The following is an 18,624-nucleotide window of genomic DNA, read 5'->3' as shown; positions in this document are numbered from 1 at the left end:
CGGGCTGGACCCATCGTTGTGTCGGCGGCTGGCTCTCAATGCCCGGCAAATGGCGTTGCTAACTTTTTGAACAGAGCGAAAGGCAAGGCGCGGATGGCCATCGCAATCGTCGGCGGAACCATGATCGACGGCACCGGGGTGGACCCGGTGCCGAACGCGGTCGTGGTGATCGAGGAAGGGCGCATCGTTGCCGCCGGTCCCGAGAGTCAGGTTAGCGTGCCGGCGGGCGCCCAGAAGCTCGACGCGGCGGGGCGCACCGTACTGCCCGGCTTCATCGACACCCATGTCCACGGCACCTACCGCGCCCGCGACATGCGCCAGCATCTGCTCAACACGCCCACCTACAACGTGTTGAAATCCATCGAGGTGTTCCGCGAGACCATCGCCTGCGGCATCACCACCGCGCGCGACATGGGCGGCGCCGACGCCGGCTTCCGGCAGGCCATCGAGGAAGGCATCATCGACGGGCCGCGCCTGTTCATCTCGCTGGGCATGGTCTCGCAGACCGGTGGCCACGGCGACTACTGGCTCCCGGCCGGCATGCGCATCCAGAAGCGGGCCTGGCTCCCCCACACGGTGGCGGACGGGGTGGAGGAAATCCGCCGGCTGGTGCGCGAGCTGCTCATGCGCGGCGCCGACTTCATCAAGATCTGCGCCACCGGCGGCATCACCTCGGTCACCGACAGCTGGGACGAGCCGCAATTCACCATCGAGGAAATCTCCACCGCCGTCTCCGAGGCCGCCGCCAAGGGCAAGCGCGTGGCTGTCCATGCCGAGGGGCTGGCCGGCATCAAGAACGCGGTCCGGTCCGGCATCCACTCGCTGGAGCACGGCTGGTTCATGGACGAGGAGAGCGTGGACCGCATGATCGCGGGCGGCATCTGGTGGGTGCCGACGCTGGCGCTGGTGCCGCTCTCCATCGAGCACCGCCGCAAGAACACCGCCTGGGCCAGCCACCAGTTGGGCCAGGAGGACGTGAAGGACGCTCAGATCTATTCCCTCATGCAGACGCAGATCCCCCTCTGGAAGGAGGCGGTGAAGCGCGGCGTGAAGGTGGCCATGGGCACCGACCAGTCGCACCGCCTGCTGGTGGGCGAGAACATGGCCGAACTGGCCTTCATGGTGGACTGGCTCGGCATGTCGCCCATGGAGGTCATCGTCGCCTCCACCACCAAGGCGGCGGAGTGCATCGAACAGCCGAACCTCGGCGCGCTTAGGGCCGGCTGCATGGCCGACGTGCTGGTTCTGGACGGCGACCCGCTCGCCGACATCCGCATCCTGGAGCAGCGCGACCGCCTGCATCTGGTGATGAAGGGCGGGAAGGCCTTCACCAACCGGCTGGACGGCTGAGCGCTGTCGATAAGTGATTTTGTCAATTGATATAGTAGAAAACAGCTGCTAGGCAGTATCACAGAGCCGGGCGGGGAACGCCCCAGGAGCCGCGTAATGAAGTTGAACCGCTTTATGATCCGGCCCCTCGTGGAGCTGGGCCTGCGCGAGGAGTTAAGCTCCGGCGATACAACCGGAGGCTTTCTCGTCGGCGACGATCCGGTTCAGACCGCCAACATCTACGCCAAGGCGAAGGGGATCGTCTGCGGGATGCTGTTCGCCGACGAGACCATCCGCTCCATCGAGCCCGAGGCGCGCATCGAATGGCTGGTGGAGGACGGCGCCGCGGTGGAGCCCGGCACCGTGCTGATGCGGGTCCAGGCGCGCGCCTCGACCTTCTTCGTCATCGAGCGCTCGGCGCTCGACTGGCTGCAGCAGATGAGCGGCATCGCCACCAAGACCCGCCGCTACGCCGAGCTGGTGAAGCACACCGGCGTGCGCATCACCGACACCCGCAAGGGCTGGCCGGGCCTGCGTATGGTGCAGAAGTATGCCGTGCGCGTGGGCGGCGCCCACAACCACATCTTCAACCTCGCCAATTGCGTGCTCGTGAAGGACAATCACATCAAGATCGCCGGCTCCATCACCGAGGCGGTGAAGATCCTGCGGGCGAGCGCGCAGCACACCTTCAAGTTCGAGGTGGAGTGCGAAAGCCTGGAGATGGTGCAGGAGGCGCTGGACGCCGGCGTCGAGATCATCATGTTCGACAACATGGACCTCGACGAGATGCGCGAGGGCCTGAAGCTCACCAAGGGTCGCGCCATGACCGAGGCGTCCGGCGGCATCAACGAGACCACCATCGTCCCCATCGCGGAACTGGGGGTGGACGTGATCTCCATCGGCGACCTCACCCACACGGTGAAGGCCCTCGACATCAGCCTCGATGTCCGCGACATCAAGCCGAGCGCGCAGCGGACCATCGACCGCCTGAAGCAGTTGTCAAACTGAGCGCGGGGGGATGATGCGCGGGGAGATGCCGTTTCGTCTGAGGCCGGGTACGGAGACCTTCGTCTTCGACCTCGACGATACGCTGTACCCCCGCTCCGCCGGCCTGCACGGCCAGATGCTCGCCCGTGTCTGGCTATTCATCCAGGAACTCACCGGCTCCACGCCAGAAGAGGCTGCGGCGCTGCACGCGCATTATTACGAGACCTACGGCACCTCCCTCGTCGGCCTCCAGCGCCACCATGCGGTGAAGCCTCAGGATTTCCTCGCCTTCGTGCATGAGATCGACCTGACGGTGCTGGCGGAGAACGCCGAGCTGCGTCTCGCGCTGGGGGCCCTGCCCGGACGCCGCCTCGTCTTCACCAACGGCTCCCGAGCCCATGCCGAGCGGGTGCTGGCGCGGCTCGGCATCGCCGACCTGTTCGAGGGCGTGTGCGACATCGCCGCCTGCGATTACATCGGCAAGCCGGAACGCGCCGCCTACGATACCATGCTCGCCCGCCACGGCGTCGCGCCGGAGCGCGCCATCATGTTCGACGACCGGGCGGTGAACCTCGCCGTGCCCCACGCGCTCGGCATGCAGACGGTGCTGATCGGCGATCACGGCCTGCCCGAAACGCCGGACGCCGCGCACGTGCATTTCCATTCCCTGGCGCTCGCGCCCGTGCTCGCCCAGATCGAGCCGCGCACGCCCCCGATACCGACGCCAAAGGCCGCACAAAGCCTTCATAAGGGCCCGCAAAATAAGGGCTCATCAACGATCGACCTTCCTCAGGAGCCATGACGATGCACGCCCGTCTCACGCGCCTATTCATCGCCGCCACCGCCGTCTCGCTCGCCGCCATGCCCGCCTTCGCGGCGGACGTGAAGCTCGGCATCGTGCAGTCCACGTCGGGCGGCTCGGCGGCCCTCTACGGCACCATGCAGAAGAACGGCGCGGAACTCGCCGCCTCCGAGATCAATGCCTCCGGCAAGCTCGGCGACCTCAAGCTCGTGCCTGTCCACCAGGACGATGCCGGCGATCGCGGCCAGACCGTGAACATCTTCCAGCGGCTCATCAACCAGGACAAGGTGACGGTCATCTTCGGACCGACGCTGACCACCTCGGCCTTCGCCGCCGACCCCATCGCCAACGCCGCCAAGGTGCCGGTGATCGCCTCCTCCAACACCGCCCCCGGCGTGCCGGCCATCGGCGAATACATCTTCCGCACCAGCGCCCCCGAGGCGGCGGTGTTCCCGGGCGTGCTCGCCTATGCCGTGAAGCGCTACCAGCCGAAGACGGCAGCGCAGATCTACGGTATCGACGACGTGCTGATGAAGGCGGCCTACGGCGTGCACAAGGCCGCCCTCGACAAGGCCGGCATCAAGGTGGTGGCCACCGAGACCTTCCAGAAGGGCGACGTCGACTATTCCGCCCAGCTCACCAAGATCAAGGCGGCCAACCCCGACATCATCGTCGTCGGCGGCCTCGCGGAGGAGACCGCGAACATCGTGCGGCAGGCGCGCCAGCTCGGCATCCCGCAGTCCACCGTTTTCCTCGGCGCCAACGCCGCCATCTCCACCAAGCTGAACGATCTCGCCGGCCCCGCCGCGCAGGGCTTCCTCGTGGGCTCGGGCTGGTTCATCGATTTCGACACGCCGGCCAACAAGGCCTTCGTGGAGGCCTACAAGGCCAAGTACGGCAACGCCCCCGACACCTTCGCCGCCCAGGCCCACGCTGCCGTCACCATCTTCGCCGATGCCGTGAAGCGTGCGGGCGGCGTCTCCGATCCGGCGAAGCTGCGCGCGGCCATCGCCGACACCAAGGACCTCGAGACGGTTCTCGGCCCCTTCTCCTTCGACAAGGACCGCGAGCCGGTGCTGGTCGCCAAGGTGCTGGAGCTGAAGGACGGCAAGTTCCAGCTCGCCCAGTGATCCCCGCCGGCCCCGGTGACAGGCCGGGGCCGATGGACTGGCGCTCAGGCGCCCCGCGGACGTGACCAAAGGCGATGGGTGCAAACCCGTCGGCTGATGGCATGATCCGCCAGCACGCCCCGGGGATCATCGGATGACCACCTTCCTGCAGCAGGTCGTGAACGGGCTGTCGCTCGGCTCGATCTATGCCGTCTTCGCCATCGGCTGCACGCTGATCTTCGGCGTGCTGAACATCGTGAACCTGGCGCAGGGCGCCTTCTTCATGGTGGGCGCCTATCTCGGGCTGGAGATCGCCCTCCTCGGCCTGCCGCTGCCGCTGGCGCTCGTCGTGGCGCTGGTGGGCGGCGGCGTGCTCGGCATGGCCTCCGAGCTTCTGGTCTTCCGCGTGCTGCGGCTGCGCGGCGGGCACAAATGGATGGGCCTCGTCGCCAGCCTCGCCCTCGCCCGCCTTCTGGTGGGCATCGCGCAGGAGGTGTTCGGCACCGCCGTCCACGGCTATCCGCCGAACCCCTTCACCGGCATCGTGTGGGAGATCGGCGGCGTGCGCGTGCAACTGCTGCAGGTCATCGTGGTGGTCACCGCCGTGATCCTGATGGGCATCCTCGGCTTCACCCTGCAGAAGACCTCGGTGGGCCGGGCCATCCGCACGGTGGCCTTCTCCGAGGACGTGGCGCGCATCGTGGGCGTGGAGGTGGGCCGCACCATTCTCATCACTTTCTTCATCGCCGGGGCGCTGGCGGGAGCGGCCGGCGTGCTGCTCGGCCTGCTGTTCAACGTGGTGTCCCCCTTCATGGGCGAGCACATGCTGGTGAAGGGCCTCACCGTGATGATCCTCGGCGGGCTCGGCAACATCCCCGGCGCGGTGGCGGGCGGCTTCCTGCTGGGGCTGGTGGAGGTGTTCTCCGTCGCCTATGTCTCCTCCGCCTTCCGGGACGCCATCGGCTTCGGCCTCATCTTCCTCATCCTCCTGGTGAAGCCCACCGGGCTCTTCTCCGGGTTCGAGGAGCGGCGCGCATGATGGCCACCCTCGATACCTTTCTCGCCAGCTACGGCAACCTCGTGAACCTGTGCCTGCTCAACACCCTCCTCGCCTACGGGGTGTGGCTGGCGCTGGCGGCCAACATGTTCACGCTGGGCACCGGCGGCTTCATGGCGGTGGGCGCCTATTGCAGCGTCTATCTCACCATGCAGCTCGGCGCCCCCTTCGCCGTGGCGGTGGTGGCGGGCGGGCTCCTGGCGGCGGCGGTGGCGCTCGTCATCGGCGCGCCGGTGCTGCGGCTGCGGGGCGACTATTTCATGCTCGCCACCTTCGCCTTCACCGAGGTGGTGCGCGTGATCGCGCTGAACTGGGAGGCCGTCACCGGCGGCGCCATCGGCATCTACGGCATCCCGCGCTACACCGAGACGTGGCAACTGGTGCTGCTGGTGCTCATCGCCCTCTATTTCGTCTTCGCCCTGCGCCGCTCCTATTTCGGCCGCTCCATCCTCGCCATCCGGCAGGACGACGTGATGAGCGAGGCCATGGGCGTCAACGTGTTCGGCCAGCGCCTCTCGCTGTTCGTCGCCTCCGGCTTCGTCAGCGGTGGCGTGGGAGGGCTCGCGGCGCATCTCAATTTCTTCGTCGGCCCCTCGGACTTCGGCCTGCTCAGGAGCGTGGATGCCCTCGCCTATCCCATCCTCGGCGGGGTAAACGCGCTGCTGGGGCCGCTGGTGGGTGCCATCTTCACCACCCTGCTGCCGGAGCTGCTGCGCTTCTCCAGCCAGTGGCGCGAGATTTTGATGGGCCTCCTCATCCTCGCGGTGGTGCTGTTCCTGCCCGGTGGGGCCATGTCGCTCCTGCGCTGGCCGCCGCGCAAGGCCGCGGGCGCCCGGCGGGCGGCCACGGAAGGAGGGAAGTGATGGCGGCAGCCCAGCTCGAACTCTGGCAGGTGGCCAAGCGCTTCCAGGGCGTGGTGGCGGTGGACAGCGTGTCGCTGACCGCCACCGCCGGACAGGTGACGGCCCTCATCGGCCCGAACGGCTCCGGCAAGACCACCACCATGAACATGATCACCGGCCTCTACCCCACCGACGCCGGCCACATCCGCCTCGACGGCGTGGACATCGCCCGCCTCGCCCCGCACAAGGTGACGGCGCTGGGCGTCGCCCGCACCTTCCAGAACATCCGCCTGCTGGCCAGCGAGACCACGCTGGCCAACGTGCTGCTCGGCGCGCACCGCCACCAGTCGGCGAGCGTCATCGACGTGCTCCTCGGCCTGCCGGCGGTGAAGCGCAGCGAGCGCCGGGAAACGGCGCGCTGCGAGGCGCTGCTCGATCTCGTGGGCATTGCCCCTCTGCGCGACGTGGCCGTGGGCGGCCTCTCCTACGGCGACCGGCGGCGCGTGGAGATCGCGCGGGCGCTGGCCACCCAGCCGCGCCTGCTGCTGCTGGACGAGCCGGCGGCGGGCATGAACTTCGCCGAGAAGCGCGCGCTGGCCGACCTCGTGCTCGCCATCCGCGACATGGGCATCACCGTGCTCCTCATCGAGCACGACATCGAGTTCGTGGCGCGGGTGAGCGACCATATCGTGGTGCTCAACTTCGGCCGCGAGATCGCCGCCGGCACGCCGGAGGAGGTGCGCCGCATGCCCAGCGTGATCGAAGCCTATCTGGGGACCGAGGATGCTTGAGCTCGTCAAGGTCACCTCCGGCTACGGCTCCGTCGCGGCCGTCGAGGACATCGACATCACAGTCCCGGCCGGCGCCTGCGTCTGCCTCATCGGCGCCAATGGCGCGGGCAAGACGACGACGCTCCTCACCATCTGCGGCCTCGTGCGCGCCTTCTCCGGCACGGTGCGCATCGAGGGGCGGGACATGACCGCCCGCCCCGCCGACAAGATCGTCCGCGCCGGCGTCTCGCTGGTGCCGGAAGGCCGCCGGGTGGTGGCCTCCATGTCCGTGGAGGACAATCTGAAGGTCGGCGCCTATGTGCGCGGCTCAGACCCCGCCATCGCCGACGACATGGAGCTGATCTATACCCGCTTCCCGCGCCTTAAGGAGCGGCGCTTCCAGTATGCCGGCTCCCTCTCCGGCGGCGAGCAGCAGATGCTGGCCATGGGCCGGGCGCTGATGGCGCGGCCCAAGCTGCTGCTGCTGGACGAGCCCTCCATGGGCCTTGCGCCGCATGTGGTGAACGACATCTTCGCCACCATCGCCGACATCAACGCCAAGGGCACCACCGTTCTCCTCGTGGAGCAGAACGCCCGCAAGGCGCTCTCGGTGGCGAGCTACGGCTATGTGATGGAGCACGGCCGCATCCTCTTCGCCGACACCGCCGAGGCCTTGGCCCGCGACCCGCGCGTGATCGCCGCCTATCTCGGCATGCGCGCGGCGGAGAGTGTCACGGCTTAATCGCTGCTCGCGCCCTCCCCGCTCGCCTCGAAGGCGCGATAGGCGTCGTCGAGGTCGTCGAAGATCATATCCGGGCCGATGGCATCGAGGAGCCCCGCGCGGTCGAGCAGGGTGCGCACCTCATCGTGCATCTCGGCGATGCCGAACTTGAGGCCCCGGCGCTCAAGCTCCGCGCGCACCTCCTCCAGCGCTGCAGCGGCGGTGGAGTCCACCTGCGTGATGGCGCTCGCATCCAGCACCAGCCAGCGGGTGCCGGCGACCAGCGTGTCGGCGATGGCGTCGATGCGGCCCTGCATGCGGTCGGCGTTGAAGAACAGCAGGTCGCCCTGGATGAGCACGATGGCAAGCCCCGGCACCTGCCGCGCATCGGCCCGCCGGTGCAGCTTGTAAAAGCCCTCATGGCCGGGCACCCGCCCGAGGAGGGCGTCGCGCGGATACATCATCTTGTGCAGCAGGTAGGCGAAGGTCGCGCCGATGGCGACCAGCACGCCGTTGAGCACGCCGAGGCTGATGGGCGCGAACAGCGCGATCATGGCGAAGGCGAATTCCATGCGGCTGATGCGCCAGAGTTCACGCAGCGCGGGGATGTCCACGAGACTCAGGGCGGCCGAGATCAGGATCGCCCCCAGCGCCGGTATGGGCAGGATGGCGAGCGCCGGTTGGAGGAATAGCACGATGGCGAGCAGCGCCAGCGCCGCCACCACGCTGGCGAGCTGCGAGCGCCCGCCCACGCTGGCATTCACCGCCGTGCGCGAATCCGAGGCGGTGATGGGAAAGGCGGCGAACAGGCCGGCCGCGACGTTGGCGGCGCCGAAACCCACCATCTCGCGGTTGGCATCCACTGGATAGCCACCCCGCTCGCCGAAGCTGCGCGCCGTGACGATGCCCGCCGCGAAGCTGACGAGGAAGATCGCCGCCGCGCCGATGAGCAACTGGTCGATCGCCGCGCCGCCCCCGGCCGGCAGGGCGAGCGCGGGAAGGCTGGAAGGGATCGCGCCCACCACGGCGATGCCGCGCCCCTCGAAATCGAACAGCGCGGAGAGCAGCACCGAGAGCACCACGACCACCACCTGCCCCGGCACCGGCAGGCGCACGCGGCGGACGAGATGGAGCACGGCGAACATGCCGAGCGCCAGCAGCAGCGAGGGCCAGTGCACCTCGTGCGCCTTGCGCACCAGCTCGATCACCGGCGCGAGGAGGCCGTCCCCGACGATGGGAATGCCGGTGACGCGCTTGAGTTGGCCGACGAGGATGGACAGCGAAATACCCGCGAAGAAGCCCACCAGGATCGGCCGCGACAGGAAGGTGGAGAGCACCCCCAGCCCCACCAGCCGCGCGGCGAAATAATAGCCGCCCACCACGAGGGCGATGAGGGCGGCGACCCCCGGCTTGTCCACGGCCGCGAGGTCCGGCAGGCCGGCAAGCACGGCCGCGAGCACGGTGATGGTCGCCGCATCCGGCCCCACCACCAATTGGCGGGAGGGGCCGAACACCGCATAGGCGATGAGCGGCGCGATGGAGGCATAAAGCCCGGTCTGCGGCGGCAGGCCGGCGATGGCGGGATAGGCGATGGCGCTCGGCAGCCCTACGGCCGCGATGGCGAGCCCGGCGGCGACATCCGTTTTGATCCAGCCCGGCCGATATCCGGCGAAGCTCGCCAGCACCGTCCACGAGGTCTTTTGAGTGGACGTGCCGTCCGCTGCCACGAGTTCGTCTCCATCGGCCGGCGCACCCGGCCCGTCACGCCCGGACCATGCCACCGGCCGACGGCCCGGAACAGTCCGGAACATCCCGTCCTGCGGAGGGCGGAACTACGGCGCCTGCGCGAGGGCCAGCGCCTCCCGCGACACCAGCGCGAGGGCGGGCCCCAGCGGATCGACCACGTCGAAATGATCCAGCCCCTCCGGCTCCAGGAGCCGGACCGTGTCGCCAGCCCGCCTTGCGGCCTCCGCATAGGCGCGGGTCATCTCCCGGCGCCAGCCGTCTTCCAGCGTCCCCAGGACGAGCACCTGCGGCATGCCGAACGGCAGGAGCCGCGCAGGCGAGGTGTGGTCGAAGAGCGGGGCGGCCTCGGTGGCGGAGGTCACCCCCAGCAGGGTGAGAATGTCGGTGCGGCCGCCAAGCTCCAGGGAGCGTTCGAGGTCGTTGACCCCCGCGAGCGAGATGACGCCCCTCAGCGGTAGCGGATCGGGCGCGAAAAGCGGGCTGCCGGCTTCCAGGCTGGCGCGTCCCGCCAGCCAGAGCGCGAGGTGGCCGCCGCTCGAATGGCCGATGGCTATGGCCAGGCGGAGGTCCAGCGGATGGGACCGTGCAACCTCACGCAGGTGATCGGCGGCCATCGCGACGTCACGGAAGGTCTCGGGATAGCCGCCGTTGCGGCTACCCATGCGGCGGAACTCGATGTCCCAGGTGGCAAGCCCAGCGTCGGTCAGCGCCTCGACGAAGGGCGCGGAATAGTCCTTCGTCCAGTCCGCGAGCCAGCCGCCGCCATGCACGAAGATCGCGACCGGAAAGCCGGCGGGCGGCGGCTCACAAGGCGGCAAGCGGAGGTCGGCGAACTGCACGGGGCTGGCATCGCCATAGCGGATGCGGGCATCCGGAAGCCGCCTCGGGAGCGTCGCGGCGAGGGCATGGGCGGAGAGATGGCGGGCTTCCGGAGCGGTGGGCATGCGTCACGATAGGGCGGAGCCCCGGGGGGTGCAAAGATCGCGTTCGCCCGGCGGGCGCCGATCCGAGCGATTGTGGGTGCGCGTCCACGACCGACCGATCTAGTATCGGCTGGCGCCCCATTCACTTGGCGATCCATCGGCGGGAGCGAGGCATGGTTCTGATCCGGCTCTGCAAGACCGCGCTGGTGGCGACCATCGCCGTCTTCTTCACCCTGGTGGCCTTCGGAAACATCACGGACTACGGGACGAACTGGGCGTTCGTCCACCACGTGCTGGCGATGGATACGATCTTCCCGGATTCCACGGTGCGGTGGCGGGCGATCACCGACGAACGGCTCCAGACCGCCGCATATGTCGCGATCATCGCCACCGAGGCCGCCGCCGCCCTCGTGCTGTGGGTCGGCGTCGCGCGGATGCTCGGTTCCCTGCGTGGCCCCGCCTTCGCCCGCGCCAAGGTGACCGCCGTGCTCGGGCTCACTCTCGGCATCCTGCTCTACGGCGGCGGCTTCGTCGTCATCGGCGGCGAATGGTTCGCCATGTGGCAGTCGAAGACCTGGAACGGGCAATCCACAGCCTTCGCCTTCATCGGCTGGATCTCCGCGGTGCTCATCATCCTCCTCCTGCCGGAGCAGGAGGAGGAGCGCTGACGCGCCCTGCCCGCGGCCTCGGCCTTCGGCCGCTTCTCGCGGGCCTCGCTCAGGCGCCGCGCGGGCTTGGTCTTACTTCACAAGCGGACAATTGCCGGCCGCGAGGGGGCGAAACGCCTTGTCGGCGGGGACGGTGGCGATGAGCTTGTAGAAGTCGTAGGGCCCCTTGGACTCCGCCGGGCTCTTCACCTCGAACAGGTGCATGTCGTGGATGGCGCGTCCATCCGCACGCACCGCGCCCTTGCCGAACAGCGGATCGTCGGTGGGAATGGCCTTCATGGCCTCCACCACCTTCGCACCGTCCTTGGCGCTACCCACCTTCTCCACCGCCTTCAGATAGTGCAGCAGCCCGGCATAGACGCCGGCATGGACCATGTTGGGATAGCGCCCGCCATTGGCCTCTGCGAAGCGCTTGGCGAAGGCGCGGGTCTGGTCGTTCAGGTCCCAGTAGAAGGCCTCCGACAGGAACAGGCCCTGCGCCGTCTCCAGCCCCAGCGCGCTGATGTCGTTGAGCACCATGAGCATCGCCACGAGCTTCTGCCCGCCCTTGACGATGCCGAATTCGGACGCCTGCTTCACCGCATTGATGGTGTCCGCCCCGGCGCTGCCGAGGCCGATCACCTTGGCGCCGGAGGCCTGACCCTGGAGCAGGAAGGAGGAAAGGTCGGAGGTGCCGAGAGGATGTCTCACGGTGCCGAGGATCTTGCCGCCGGCCGCCTTGATGGCCTCGCCGGCGTCGCGCTCCAGCGCATGGCCGAAGGCATAGTCCACCGAGATGAAGTACCAGGTGTTGCCGCCCGCCTTGGTCACGGCCGTGCCGACCGTGTTGGCCTGCGCCCAGGTGTCGTAGGTCCAGTGGACGGTGTTGGGCGTGCAATCCTTTCCGGTTAGGTCGGACGTGCCGCCGCCGGAGATGATCGCCACCTTGTTCTTCTGCTTGGCGATGCCGCTGACGCCCAGCGCGACGGCGGAATTCGGAACGTCCAGCACCGCGTCCACGCCGTCCGTGTCGAACCACTGGCGGGTGACGTTCACGCCGATGTCGGCCTTGTTCTGGTGGTCGGCGGCGACCAGCTCGATGGGCATGCCGGCGACCTTTCCGCCGAAATCGGCGATCGCCATCTTCGCGGCCACCACCGAGCCCGCGCCGGCGAAATCCGCCTGCACGCCGGCCTGGTCGTTGAGCACGCCCACCTTCACGCTCTCGGCGCGCGCGCCACCGGCGAAAGCGGCGCAGACGAGGGCGGCAAGCGCGGTCGAGGCCAGAGCGGTCTTCAGCGTTCCGGACCTTGTCGTCTTCCCGGACCTTTCAGTCTTCTTGGGCATTTCAAACCTCCCGATCCTGTCTATTCGTTTTTTGTTTGTCGAAGGCGTTCAGGGCCGCCTTTGGTGTCGTCGGCCCTCAGGGCCGCATGGGCTTCAGAACGGCGCCCTTGGAGAGCGGCTGCACCATGGCGGCGTACTGGCCGAGCCAGCCGCGGATATGGCTGTGGTCCGGCGCGCGCCACACCGCGCGGCGGGTGGCGAGTTCGGCTTCGGAGACGTCGAGATCGACCCGGCGGGCGCCGATGTCGATGGAGATGACATCGCCCTCCGCGACCAAGCCCAAAGGCCCGCCTTCCGCCGCCTCGGGCATCACCTGTCCGATGGTGATGCCGCTGTTGAGGCCGGAGAGTTCACCATCGGTCACCACCGCGACGCCGGCGCCCAGACCCGCGCCGATGAGCGCCGCCATGAAGCTCGCGGCGAACACCGTGCCCGGCCCACCCTTCGGCCCGAGGCCGCGCAGCACCACCACGTCGCCGGGGGCGATGGAGTGGGTTTCCAGCGCCTTGATGGCGAGGGCTTCATCCTCGAACACCCGCGCCTTGCCGGAAAAGGTGCGCACCTCGGCCGGCACGGCGGAGACCTTCACCACCGCACCGTCGGGCGCGAGGCTGCCGCGCAGGATGGTAAGGCCCGGCTCGTGCCGGAAGGGATCGGCCAGCGGGCGGATGAAGGCGCGGTCGGGCTCGGGAACCTCGGCAAGGTTCTCGCCCAGCGTCTTGCCGGTCACGGTCATCACCGAGAGGTCGAGCACGTCGGAAAGTTCCCGCATCACACCCCGGCAGCCGCCGGCCTTGTCGAGGTCCTCGATGCGGTGGGGGCCGTTGGGACGCACCGTGGTGATCTGGGGCGTGTCGTTCAGCGCCTCCAGCTCGGCCACGATATCGATGTCCATTTCGGCTTCCGAGGCGGTGGCCGCGAGGTGGCGCACACAGTTCACCGAGCATCCCGTCGCCACCGCCACACGCAGCGCATTACGGAAGGCGGCGGGGGTGAGAATCTGCCGCGGGCGGATGTCCTTCATGATGAGGTCGACGATGGCGGCACCCGCGCGCGCGGCATTCTCCATCAGCACCGGCGAGCCGGCGCGGATGGGCGCGCTGCGCGGCAGGGCCATGCCGAGGGCTTCGGAGAGCACATGCATGGTGTTGGCGGTGGCGAGCCCCGCGCACACGCCCGGCCCGGTAATGGCGCTGCAAGTCATCGCCTTGAGGTCGGCGAGGGAGATGGACCCCGCCTTCAGCGAGCCGACGCTCTTGTAGACCTCCTCGATGTCCACTTCCTTGCCCGCGCAATGGCCGCCGAGCTGGTAGCCGCAGGGAAGCACCACGGACGGCACGTTCAGCCGCGCGGCGGCCATGAGCTGGCCGGGGGTGGTCTTGTCGCAGGAGGCGAGCAGCACCATGCCGTCCAGCTCCGCGCCCTCCACCTGCACCTCGATGTCGTTCACCAGCAGGTCGCGGCTCGGCATCAGGTAGCGCGCCTGCCGGCCCGCGCTGGTGACGAAATCGGACGGCGCCACGGTGCGTATCTCGAACGGAAGACCGCCGGCATCGCGGATGGCCTGCTCCACCACGCGGCACACGTCGTCGAGGTGCGCATAGCAGACCGACAGCTTGCTGGAGCTGTTGACGATGGCGATCTTCGGCTTCAGCAGGTCTTCCTCGCTGTAGCCCATGGCGAGCCACTGGGCGCGGCGCACCGCCCAGCGGGTGGTGCCGGGCTCGAAATTGCTGCGCAGCGTCGGCATTTTCTGGTCGGCGTCGGACATGAAACGTCCCTGTCTCGTCAGTTGAGCTGGGCGCCGAGCGCATTGAGCGCGGCGCGGACATCGGAGCCGGACGGCAGGGCCGCCGGATCGTCGCAGAGCTGGTCGGCGACGAGGCCCATGGCCTGCCCGTAGCCGAAGCACTGGGCGGTGACGCGGGCCGAGGCCATGGCCTCGTGCTCGGCCGAGAGGCAGCGCCCCGCCATCACCAAGCCGGTGCCGGTGGCGGGCAGGAAGCAGCCGAGGGGGATCTCGTAATAGTCGTCGAGGATCCAGTGCAGCTTCGGCTTCTCGCCGGAATGCAATTCGATGGGCCAGGGCGAGCGGCAGATGCCGTCGGCGCGCTTGCGGGCGGAGGTGACGTCATCGTTCTTCAAGAGATCGCGGCCCACGATCTGCCACGTCTGGCGCACGCCCACCTGCACGCCGGTGTCGTTGACGAAGGAGGCCTCGCAGCCGGCGATATGGTCGCGGATGAAGCGGGCGTATTCGCGCACCTGCTTGCGCCCCTCGATCTCCGCCTCGCTGAGGTCGGCGGCGCGGGTGGCGTCCAGCTCACGCCCATCCGCGCCCATGATGCGCGTGGCGTTGCAGATCAGCTCGCCGGGACGGGGCGTCGGGAAGAGGAAGATCTTGGCGCGCGGCAGGCGGTAGTCGCCCGAGGCGTTCAGCGCCTGGATGAGCTTCATCACCCGCTCGTCGAGGATGGAATCCGGCCCGTTGGCGGCGAGGAAGCGCGCCATGTCCACGCCGAGGATGCGGAAGATCATGGTGGGGTTCTGGATGGCGCCGTCGCGCCCCTTGGTGAGCGCGCGGCCGGCCATGGCCGCCACGTCTGCATCGCCCGAGGCGTCCACGGTGATCTTCGCGCGCACCTCCAGCGGCCCCTGCTTGGTGAAGGCGGTGACACCGCGCACATGGTCGCCCTCCGCGAGAACGCCGGTGACAGTGACGTGGTAGAGCACCCGGATGTTGCCCTCGGCACCGAGAAGCGCATCTCCCGCCTCGCGCCAGACGAGGGGATCATGGACGCGCACAAAGGTCTTGCCATACTGCACCGGGCCGGTAAGGCCGCCGCGGGCCTCCATGGCGGCGATGAACTCATCCACGAAGCCGTGCACCACCTGCTCCGGCTCGGCGTTGCGACGGTCGGATGCGGCATAGAGGCCGCAGATGGTGCCGGAAAGGCCGGCCACCGCCGCGCCACCACTGAAGCCATAGCGCTCCAGCAGGATGACGCGCCGGCCGCGCCGCGCGGCTGCCACAGCGCAGGACAGCCCAGCAGCACCGCCGCCGACCACCAGCACATCCGTTTCCAGAACCTCCGCGGGCCTCGCGTCGCGCATTTCTACCCATCCCGGTTTTTAATTGTTAGCGCTATCATTTGTTAGCGCTAACCCGATCCGCTTGTCAAGCGACCGGCAGGCCATATGTTGGCTAGGGATGTGGGGGCGGAATCGGCGATGCGGCAGAAGCGGGGGGGACGGGCGGCAGGCGTCACCATGGAGGATGTGGCCCGCGTGGCGGGCGTATCCGCCATGACGGTTTCGCGCGTGCTGCGCCAGCCGGCCCTCGTGAATGCCGATCTCAGGGCCCGCGTCGAAGCGGCGATCCGCGAGACCGGCTACATCTACAATCTCGTCGCCTCCTCCCTCGCCTCCCAGCGCAGTGGCATCATCGCGCTGATCCTGCCGACGGTGGCGTCATCCATCTTCAGCGACAGCGTGAAGGGCGTTTCCGACGTCGCCCGCACCCATGGGGTGCAGATGATCATGGCGGAGACCAACTATTCCCCGGCCGAGGAGGAAAAGGTCATCGAGGCGCTGCTGCGGCGCCGGCCGGACGGCTTCGTCATCGTCGGCGTCTCCCATACGCGCACCACGCGGGCACTACTGGAGAAATCGGGCGTACCCGTAGTGGAGACGTGGGACAGCACGCCGACGCCCATAGACAGCCTCGTCGGGCTCTCCAATTTCGACGCCATGAAGGCCATGACCGAAGCACTGGTGGCGCAGGGCTTCCGCCGCATCGCCTTTGTCGGCGCCGCGACGCGCGACCGCCGCGCCCAGATGCGCGCCAAGGGCTATGAGGCCGCGATCGCCGAGGCCGGGCTCGGCGCGCCGCTGACCCTCAATGCGGACGATCTCACCAGCATGGAGTCCGGCCGCGTGATTGCCGAGCGTGTGGCCGCCATGCAGCCGCGCCCCGATGCGCTGCTCTGCCTCAACGACGTGCTCGCTGCGGGCGCGCTGCTGGCGTTCCAGCGCATGGGCCTCGCCGTGCCCGGCGACATCGCGGTCGCCGGCTTCGGGGGGCTGGATTTCTCCAGCCACCTCAACCCCTCCCTCTCCACCGTGGACATCCCGCGCTACGAGATGGGGCACAGGGCGGCCGAGATGCTGATCGGCCGCATCGCCGGCACCGCCGCGCGCGGCGGCACCTGCGAGGTGGGCTACCGGATCGTGCTGCGCGAGAGCACCGGGGAGAGCCGCCCAGCGGAGGCCACAGCGTCCTGACCGGACTTCATCGCTGCGGATCGACCCCGATCCAGTGGCGCACCACCGGCGGCGCATCGCCTTGATGGAACGAGAGCACCTCCGCCTGCACGTCGGCATCCGCGTGGGACACCCGGCGGTGCTGGCGCCGATGCTCGGCCCATGATTCCACCATGAACCACTCCAGCATTTCCTCGGGATTGGCCGAGTCCTCGCTGATGCCCCAGGCATAGGCGCCATCCCGGCGCCGGGCGGCGGACAGACGCTCCAGCGCCTTCAGGAAGGCCTCACGGTCCGCCCGCGCCACCCGGTACTCGATCAGGATCAGCACCGGCCCTCGGTCGTTGGGGATAGGCTCCGCCATCGCCGGCTCCGGCCAGTGCATGGAGGGCGTCAGATCGGCCTCGCCCGCGGGCAGCGGCACCCGGTGCATGATGAGCCCTACCACCGCGAGACCCGCCGCCGCCGCCACCAGCGCCACCTGCACACCCACCGCCTGCGCCACGAGACCCCAGGCGATGCTGCCGCCCGCCATCGCGCCGTTGAAGACAGTGAGATAGACCGCCAGCGCCCGGCCCCGTACCCAATTGGGCAGGATGGCCTGGGCGGTGGCATTCAGCGTCGTCAGCGCGGTGATCCAGGCCGCACCCATGGCGAGCAGGATGGGCACCGCCAGCCAGCGCGGCGGCGCGAGCGCCAGGGCGACCGTCGCGACGGCGGTGACGAGCGAAGCCACGAGGATGAGACCGTCCGCCGAGAGGCGCCCCCGCATCCGCGGCATCAGCAACGCCCCGCCGATGGCGCCGACGCCCACCGACCCGAGCAGCAAGCCATAATAGGCCGCATCGCCCTTCAGCAGCCCGCGCGCCACCAGCGGCAGCAGCGCCCAGACCGCGCTGGCAAAGGCGAAGAAGAAGGCCGAGCGCAGCAGGACGACGTGCATCTCCTTGCTCGATCGCGCATAGCGCAGCCCCGCCCGGAAGGCGCCGGGAAAGCGCTCGCCCAACTCGTCCTGCGGGGTGGCGGGACGGCGCCACCAGACGAGCGCGGCGATGACGAAGACATAGCTTGCCACGTCCGCCCCGTAGGTCACCGCCGCGCCGAAGGCGGCGAGCAGCACGCCGCCCAGCGCCGGGCCGATGGAGCGGGAAATGTTGATGCCCAGCGAGTTGAGCGCCACGGCGCTCTTCAGGTCCGAGCGGGGCACCAGTTCCGGCACGATGGACTGCCAGGTGGGTGCCATCAGCGCCGCGCCGATGCCACCGAGGAAGGTGAGCGCGATGAGCGATGACACCGTCATCAGGCCGGTGAGCGACAGCAGCATCAGCGCGGCGCTGACCGCCGCCAGCCCGATCTGGATGGCGATGAGGAACCGCCGCCGGTCGAGGATGTCGGAGAGCACGCCGGCTGGCATGGCCAGCAGGAACACCGGCAGCATGGCCGCCGCCTGGATGGTCGCGACGGCGGCGGGTGAGGCGGAAAGATCGGTGACGATCCAGGCGCTCGCCACGTCGCGCATGAAGCTGCCCGTATTGCCGAGTACGGTCGCCACCCACAGCACGGCGAAGACCGGCCGCTTGAGCGGCGCGAAGGCACCGGGGGCGGCCGGGGGCGCGGACGGCGGGGCTTGGGGATTTTCGCTCATGCTCGTTGTCCCTCCGTCTTGCCCGCCAGATCGTACCACGCCACCAGCACGAACGCCCCGGCGAGGCCCATATGCTCGAAGAAGGCGTTGGCGGCGGCGAAGCGCTCCGCCCCCGCCATGCCCCAGAAGCGGTTGGCGAGGAGGCTCGCCGCCACTGTGAAGGCGGCCAGCGCCAGCGCGCCGGCCCAGCGCAGGACGCCGGAGAGGATCATCAGCGGGGCGATGATCTCCAGTGCGATCACGGCCACGGCGAGCGGGGCCGCCGGGGCGAGGCCGAAATGGGTCATCTCGGCAATGGCACTTGGGAAATCCAGCGCCTTGGTGAGGCCGCCCTGCAGATAGGCCGAGGTCAGCGCGAGCAGCGCGAACGCCCGCACCGGCCGCGGCGACAGAAGCAGCCGGGCGGCGCGCCCGAGGCGTTGGGACAGATCCATCC

General features: G+C 68.9%; 17 protein-coding genes. 10 read left to right on the top strand and 7 right to left on the bottom strand.

Going from position 1 to position 18,624, the window contains the following annotated elements; all coding sequences use genetic code 11:
• Window positions 1–93: 93 nt before the first annotated feature.
• The 8 genes from ACT535_RS12280 (at window position 94) to ACT535_RS12245 (ending at window position 7,638) form a co-directional block, all read left to right on the top strand.
• Window positions 94–1,350 (top strand): amidohydrolase family protein, encoded by a 1,257-nt coding sequence (locus ACT535_RS12280; protein ID WP_476364568.1) that lies wholly within the window; start codon window positions 94–96, stop codon window positions 1,348–1,350.
• 114 nt (window positions 1,351–1,464) lie between these two features.
• Entirely contained in the window at window positions 1,465–2,337 is an 873-nt protein-coding gene (nadC, locus tag ACT535_RS12275; RefSeq protein WP_476364567.1) for a carboxylating nicotinate-nucleotide diphosphorylase, read from the top strand.
• 25 nt (window positions 2,338–2,362) lie between these two features.
• Complete coding sequence (locus ACT535_RS12270; RefSeq protein ID WP_476364566.1) at window positions 2,363–3,118, top strand: pyrimidine 5'-nucleotidase; 756 nt, start codon at window positions 2,363–2,365, stop codon at window positions 3,116–3,118.
• Between the two features lie 2 nt (window positions 3,119–3,120).
• Entirely contained in the window at window positions 3,121–4,248 is a 1,128-nt protein-coding gene (locus ACT535_RS12265) for an ABC transporter substrate-binding protein (RefSeq protein ID WP_476364565.1), read from the top strand.
• Between the two features lie 133 nt (window positions 4,249–4,381).
• Window positions 4,382–5,266 carry a branched-chain amino acid ABC transporter permease gene (locus ACT535_RS12260; RefSeq protein ID WP_476364564.1) on the top strand — a complete coding sequence of 295 codons (885 nt, stop codon included), beginning with the start codon at window positions 4,382–4,384 and terminating at the stop codon, window positions 5,264–5,266.
• A complete protein-coding gene (locus tag ACT535_RS12255) occupies window positions 5,263–6,147 on the top strand; it encodes a branched-chain amino acid ABC transporter permease (protein ID WP_476364563.1) in 885 nt (294 codons plus the stop codon). Before ACT535_RS12260 ends, ACT535_RS12255 begins: the two co-directional genes overlap by 4 nt.
• The gene (locus ACT535_RS12250; RefSeq protein ID WP_476364562.1) at window positions 6,147–6,917 is read left to right on the top strand and encodes an ABC transporter ATP-binding protein; all 771 of its coding nucleotides are present in this window, start codon (window positions 6,147–6,149) and stop codon (window positions 6,915–6,917) included. Before ACT535_RS12255 ends, ACT535_RS12250 begins: the two co-directional genes overlap by 1 nt.
• The gene (locus ACT535_RS12245) at window positions 6,910–7,638 is read left to right on the top strand and encodes an ABC transporter ATP-binding protein (RefSeq protein WP_476364561.1); all 729 of its coding nucleotides are present in this window, start codon (window positions 6,910–6,912) and stop codon (window positions 7,636–7,638) included. The genes ACT535_RS12250 and ACT535_RS12245 overlap by 8 nt, the downstream gene beginning before the upstream one ends.
• Here ACT535_RS12245 and ACT535_RS12240 read toward each other — a convergent pair.
• Both ACT535_RS12240 and ACT535_RS12235 read right to left on the bottom strand, forming a co-directional pair.
• Window positions 7,635–9,344 (bottom strand): SulP family inorganic anion transporter, encoded by a 1,710-nt coding sequence (locus tag ACT535_RS12240; protein WP_476364560.1) that lies wholly within the window; start codon window positions 9,342–9,344, stop codon window positions 7,635–7,637. The two genes, ACT535_RS12245 and ACT535_RS12240, sit on opposite strands and share 4 nt — an antisense overlap.
• A gap of 105 nt (window positions 9,345–9,449) precedes the next feature.
• Window positions 9,450–10,307, bottom strand: coding sequence for an alpha/beta hydrolase (locus ACT535_RS12235; RefSeq protein ID WP_476364559.1), 858 nt, complete (start codon window positions 10,305–10,307; stop codon window positions 9,450–9,452).
• A 152-nt stretch (window positions 10,308–10,459) separates the two neighbouring features.
• Between ACT535_RS12235 and ACT535_RS12230 the strand changes: the two genes are divergently transcribed.
• Window positions 10,460–10,954, top strand: a complete 495-nt coding sequence (locus ACT535_RS12230) for a DUF2165 family protein (protein ID WP_476364558.1) — start codon at window positions 10,460–10,462, stop codon at window positions 10,952–10,954.
• A gap of 72 nt (window positions 10,955–11,026) precedes the next feature.
• Here the strand turns inward: ACT535_RS12230 and ACT535_RS12225 are convergent, their stop codons facing one another.
• The 3 genes from ACT535_RS12225 to ACT535_RS12215 form a co-directional block, all read right to left on the bottom strand.
• Window positions 11,027–12,280 (bottom strand): ABC transporter substrate-binding protein, encoded by a 1,254-nt coding sequence (locus ACT535_RS12225; protein WP_476364557.1) that lies wholly within the window; start codon window positions 12,278–12,280, stop codon window positions 11,027–11,029.
• A gap of 76 nt (window positions 12,281–12,356) precedes the next feature.
• Window positions 12,357–14,051: a dihydroxy-acid dehydratase gene (ilvD, locus tag ACT535_RS12220; protein WP_476364556.1), complete on the bottom strand. Its 1,695-nt coding sequence runs from the start codon at window positions 14,049–14,051 to the stop codon at window positions 12,357–12,359.
• Between the two features lie 17 nt (window positions 14,052–14,068).
• On the bottom strand, window positions 14,069–15,394 hold the full coding sequence (locus tag ACT535_RS12215) for an FAD-dependent oxidoreductase (RefSeq protein WP_476364555.1): 1,326 nt from the start codon (window positions 15,392–15,394) through the stop codon (window positions 14,069–14,071).
• A gap of 117 nt (window positions 15,395–15,511) precedes the next feature.
• Here ACT535_RS12215 and ACT535_RS12210 point away from each other — a divergent pair, with 117 nt between their 5' ends.
• Entirely contained in the window at window positions 15,512–16,564 is a 1,053-nt protein-coding gene (locus ACT535_RS12210) for a LacI family DNA-binding transcriptional regulator (RefSeq protein ID WP_476364554.1), read from the top strand.
• Window positions 16,565–16,571: 7 nt separating this feature from the next.
• Here ACT535_RS12210 and ACT535_RS12205 read toward each other — a convergent pair whose 3' ends face one another.
• On the bottom strand, window positions 16,572–18,188 hold the full coding sequence (locus ACT535_RS12205) for an MFS transporter (protein WP_476364553.1): 1,617 nt from the start codon (window positions 18,186–18,188) through the stop codon (window positions 16,572–16,574).
• On the bottom strand, window positions 18,185–18,622 hold the full coding sequence (locus ACT535_RS12200; RefSeq protein WP_476364552.1) for a DoxX family protein: 438 nt from the start codon (window positions 18,620–18,622) through the stop codon (window positions 18,185–18,187). The genes ACT535_RS12205 and ACT535_RS12200 overlap by 4 nt, the downstream gene beginning before the upstream one ends.
• Window positions 18,623–18,624: the final 2 nt, after the last annotated feature.

The organism is Xanthobacter sp. DMC12 (assembly GCF_056314105.1).
The sequence above is the reverse complement of the archived record's forward strand: the minus strand, read 5'-3'. Positions and strand labels throughout refer to the sequence as shown.

Excerpts from the sequence above, each read along its gene's own strand:
- ACT535_RS12235 (WP_476364559.1), bottom strand. The coding sequence starts at position 10,307 with ATGCCCACCGCTCCGGAAGCCCGCCATCTCTCCGCCCATGCCCTCGCC.
- ACT535_RS12215 (WP_476364555.1), bottom strand. The coding sequence starts at position 15,394 with ATGCGCGACGCGAGGCCCGCGGAGGTTCTGGAAACGGATGTGCTGGTG.
- ACT535_RS12260 (WP_476364564.1), top strand. The coding sequence starts at position 4,382 with ATGACCACCTTCCTGCAGCAGGTCGTGAACGGGCTGTCGCTCGGCTCG.
- ilvD (WP_476364556.1), bottom strand. The coding sequence starts at position 14,051 with ATGTCCGACGCCGACCAGAAAATGCCGACGCTGCGCAGCAATTTCGAG.
- nadC (WP_476364567.1), top strand. The coding sequence starts at position 1,465 with ATGATCCGGCCCCTCGTGGAGCTGGGCCTGCGCGAGGAGTTAAGCTCC.
- ACT535_RS12250 (WP_476364562.1), top strand. The coding sequence starts at position 6,147 with ATGGCGGCAGCCCAGCTCGAACTCTGGCAGGTGGCCAAGCGCTTCCAG.
- ACT535_RS12270 (WP_476364566.1), top strand. The coding sequence starts at position 2,363 with ATGCCGTTTCGTCTGAGGCCGGGTACGGAGACCTTCGTCTTCGACCTC.
- ACT535_RS12265 (WP_476364565.1), top strand. The coding sequence starts at position 3,121 with ATGCACGCCCGTCTCACGCGCCTATTCATCGCCGCCACCGCCGTCTCG.
- ACT535_RS12225 (WP_476364557.1), bottom strand. The coding sequence starts at position 12,280 with ATGCCCAAGAAGACTGAAAGGTCCGGGAAGACGACAAGGTCCGGAACG.
- ACT535_RS12255 (WP_476364563.1), top strand. The coding sequence starts at position 5,263 with ATGATGGCCACCCTCGATACCTTTCTCGCCAGCTACGGCAACCTCGTG.
- ACT535_RS12210 (WP_476364554.1), top strand. The coding sequence starts at position 15,512 with ATGCGGCAGAAGCGGGGGGGACGGGCGGCAGGCGTCACCATGGAGGAT.
- ACT535_RS12205 (WP_476364553.1), bottom strand. The coding sequence starts at position 18,188 with ATGAGCGAAAATCCCCAAGCCCCGCCGTCCGCGCCCCCGGCCGCCCCC.
- ACT535_RS12200 (WP_476364552.1), bottom strand. The coding sequence starts at position 18,622 with ATGGATCTGTCCCAACGCCTCGGGCGCGCCGCCCGGCTGCTTCTGTCG.
- ACT535_RS12230 (WP_476364558.1), top strand. The coding sequence starts at position 10,460 with ATGGTTCTGATCCGGCTCTGCAAGACCGCGCTGGTGGCGACCATCGCC.
- ACT535_RS12280 (WP_476364568.1), top strand. The coding sequence starts at position 94 with ATGGCCATCGCAATCGTCGGCGGAACCATGATCGACGGCACCGGGGTG.
- ACT535_RS12245 (WP_476364561.1), top strand. The coding sequence starts at position 6,910 with ATGCTTGAGCTCGTCAAGGTCACCTCCGGCTACGGCTCCGTCGCGGCC.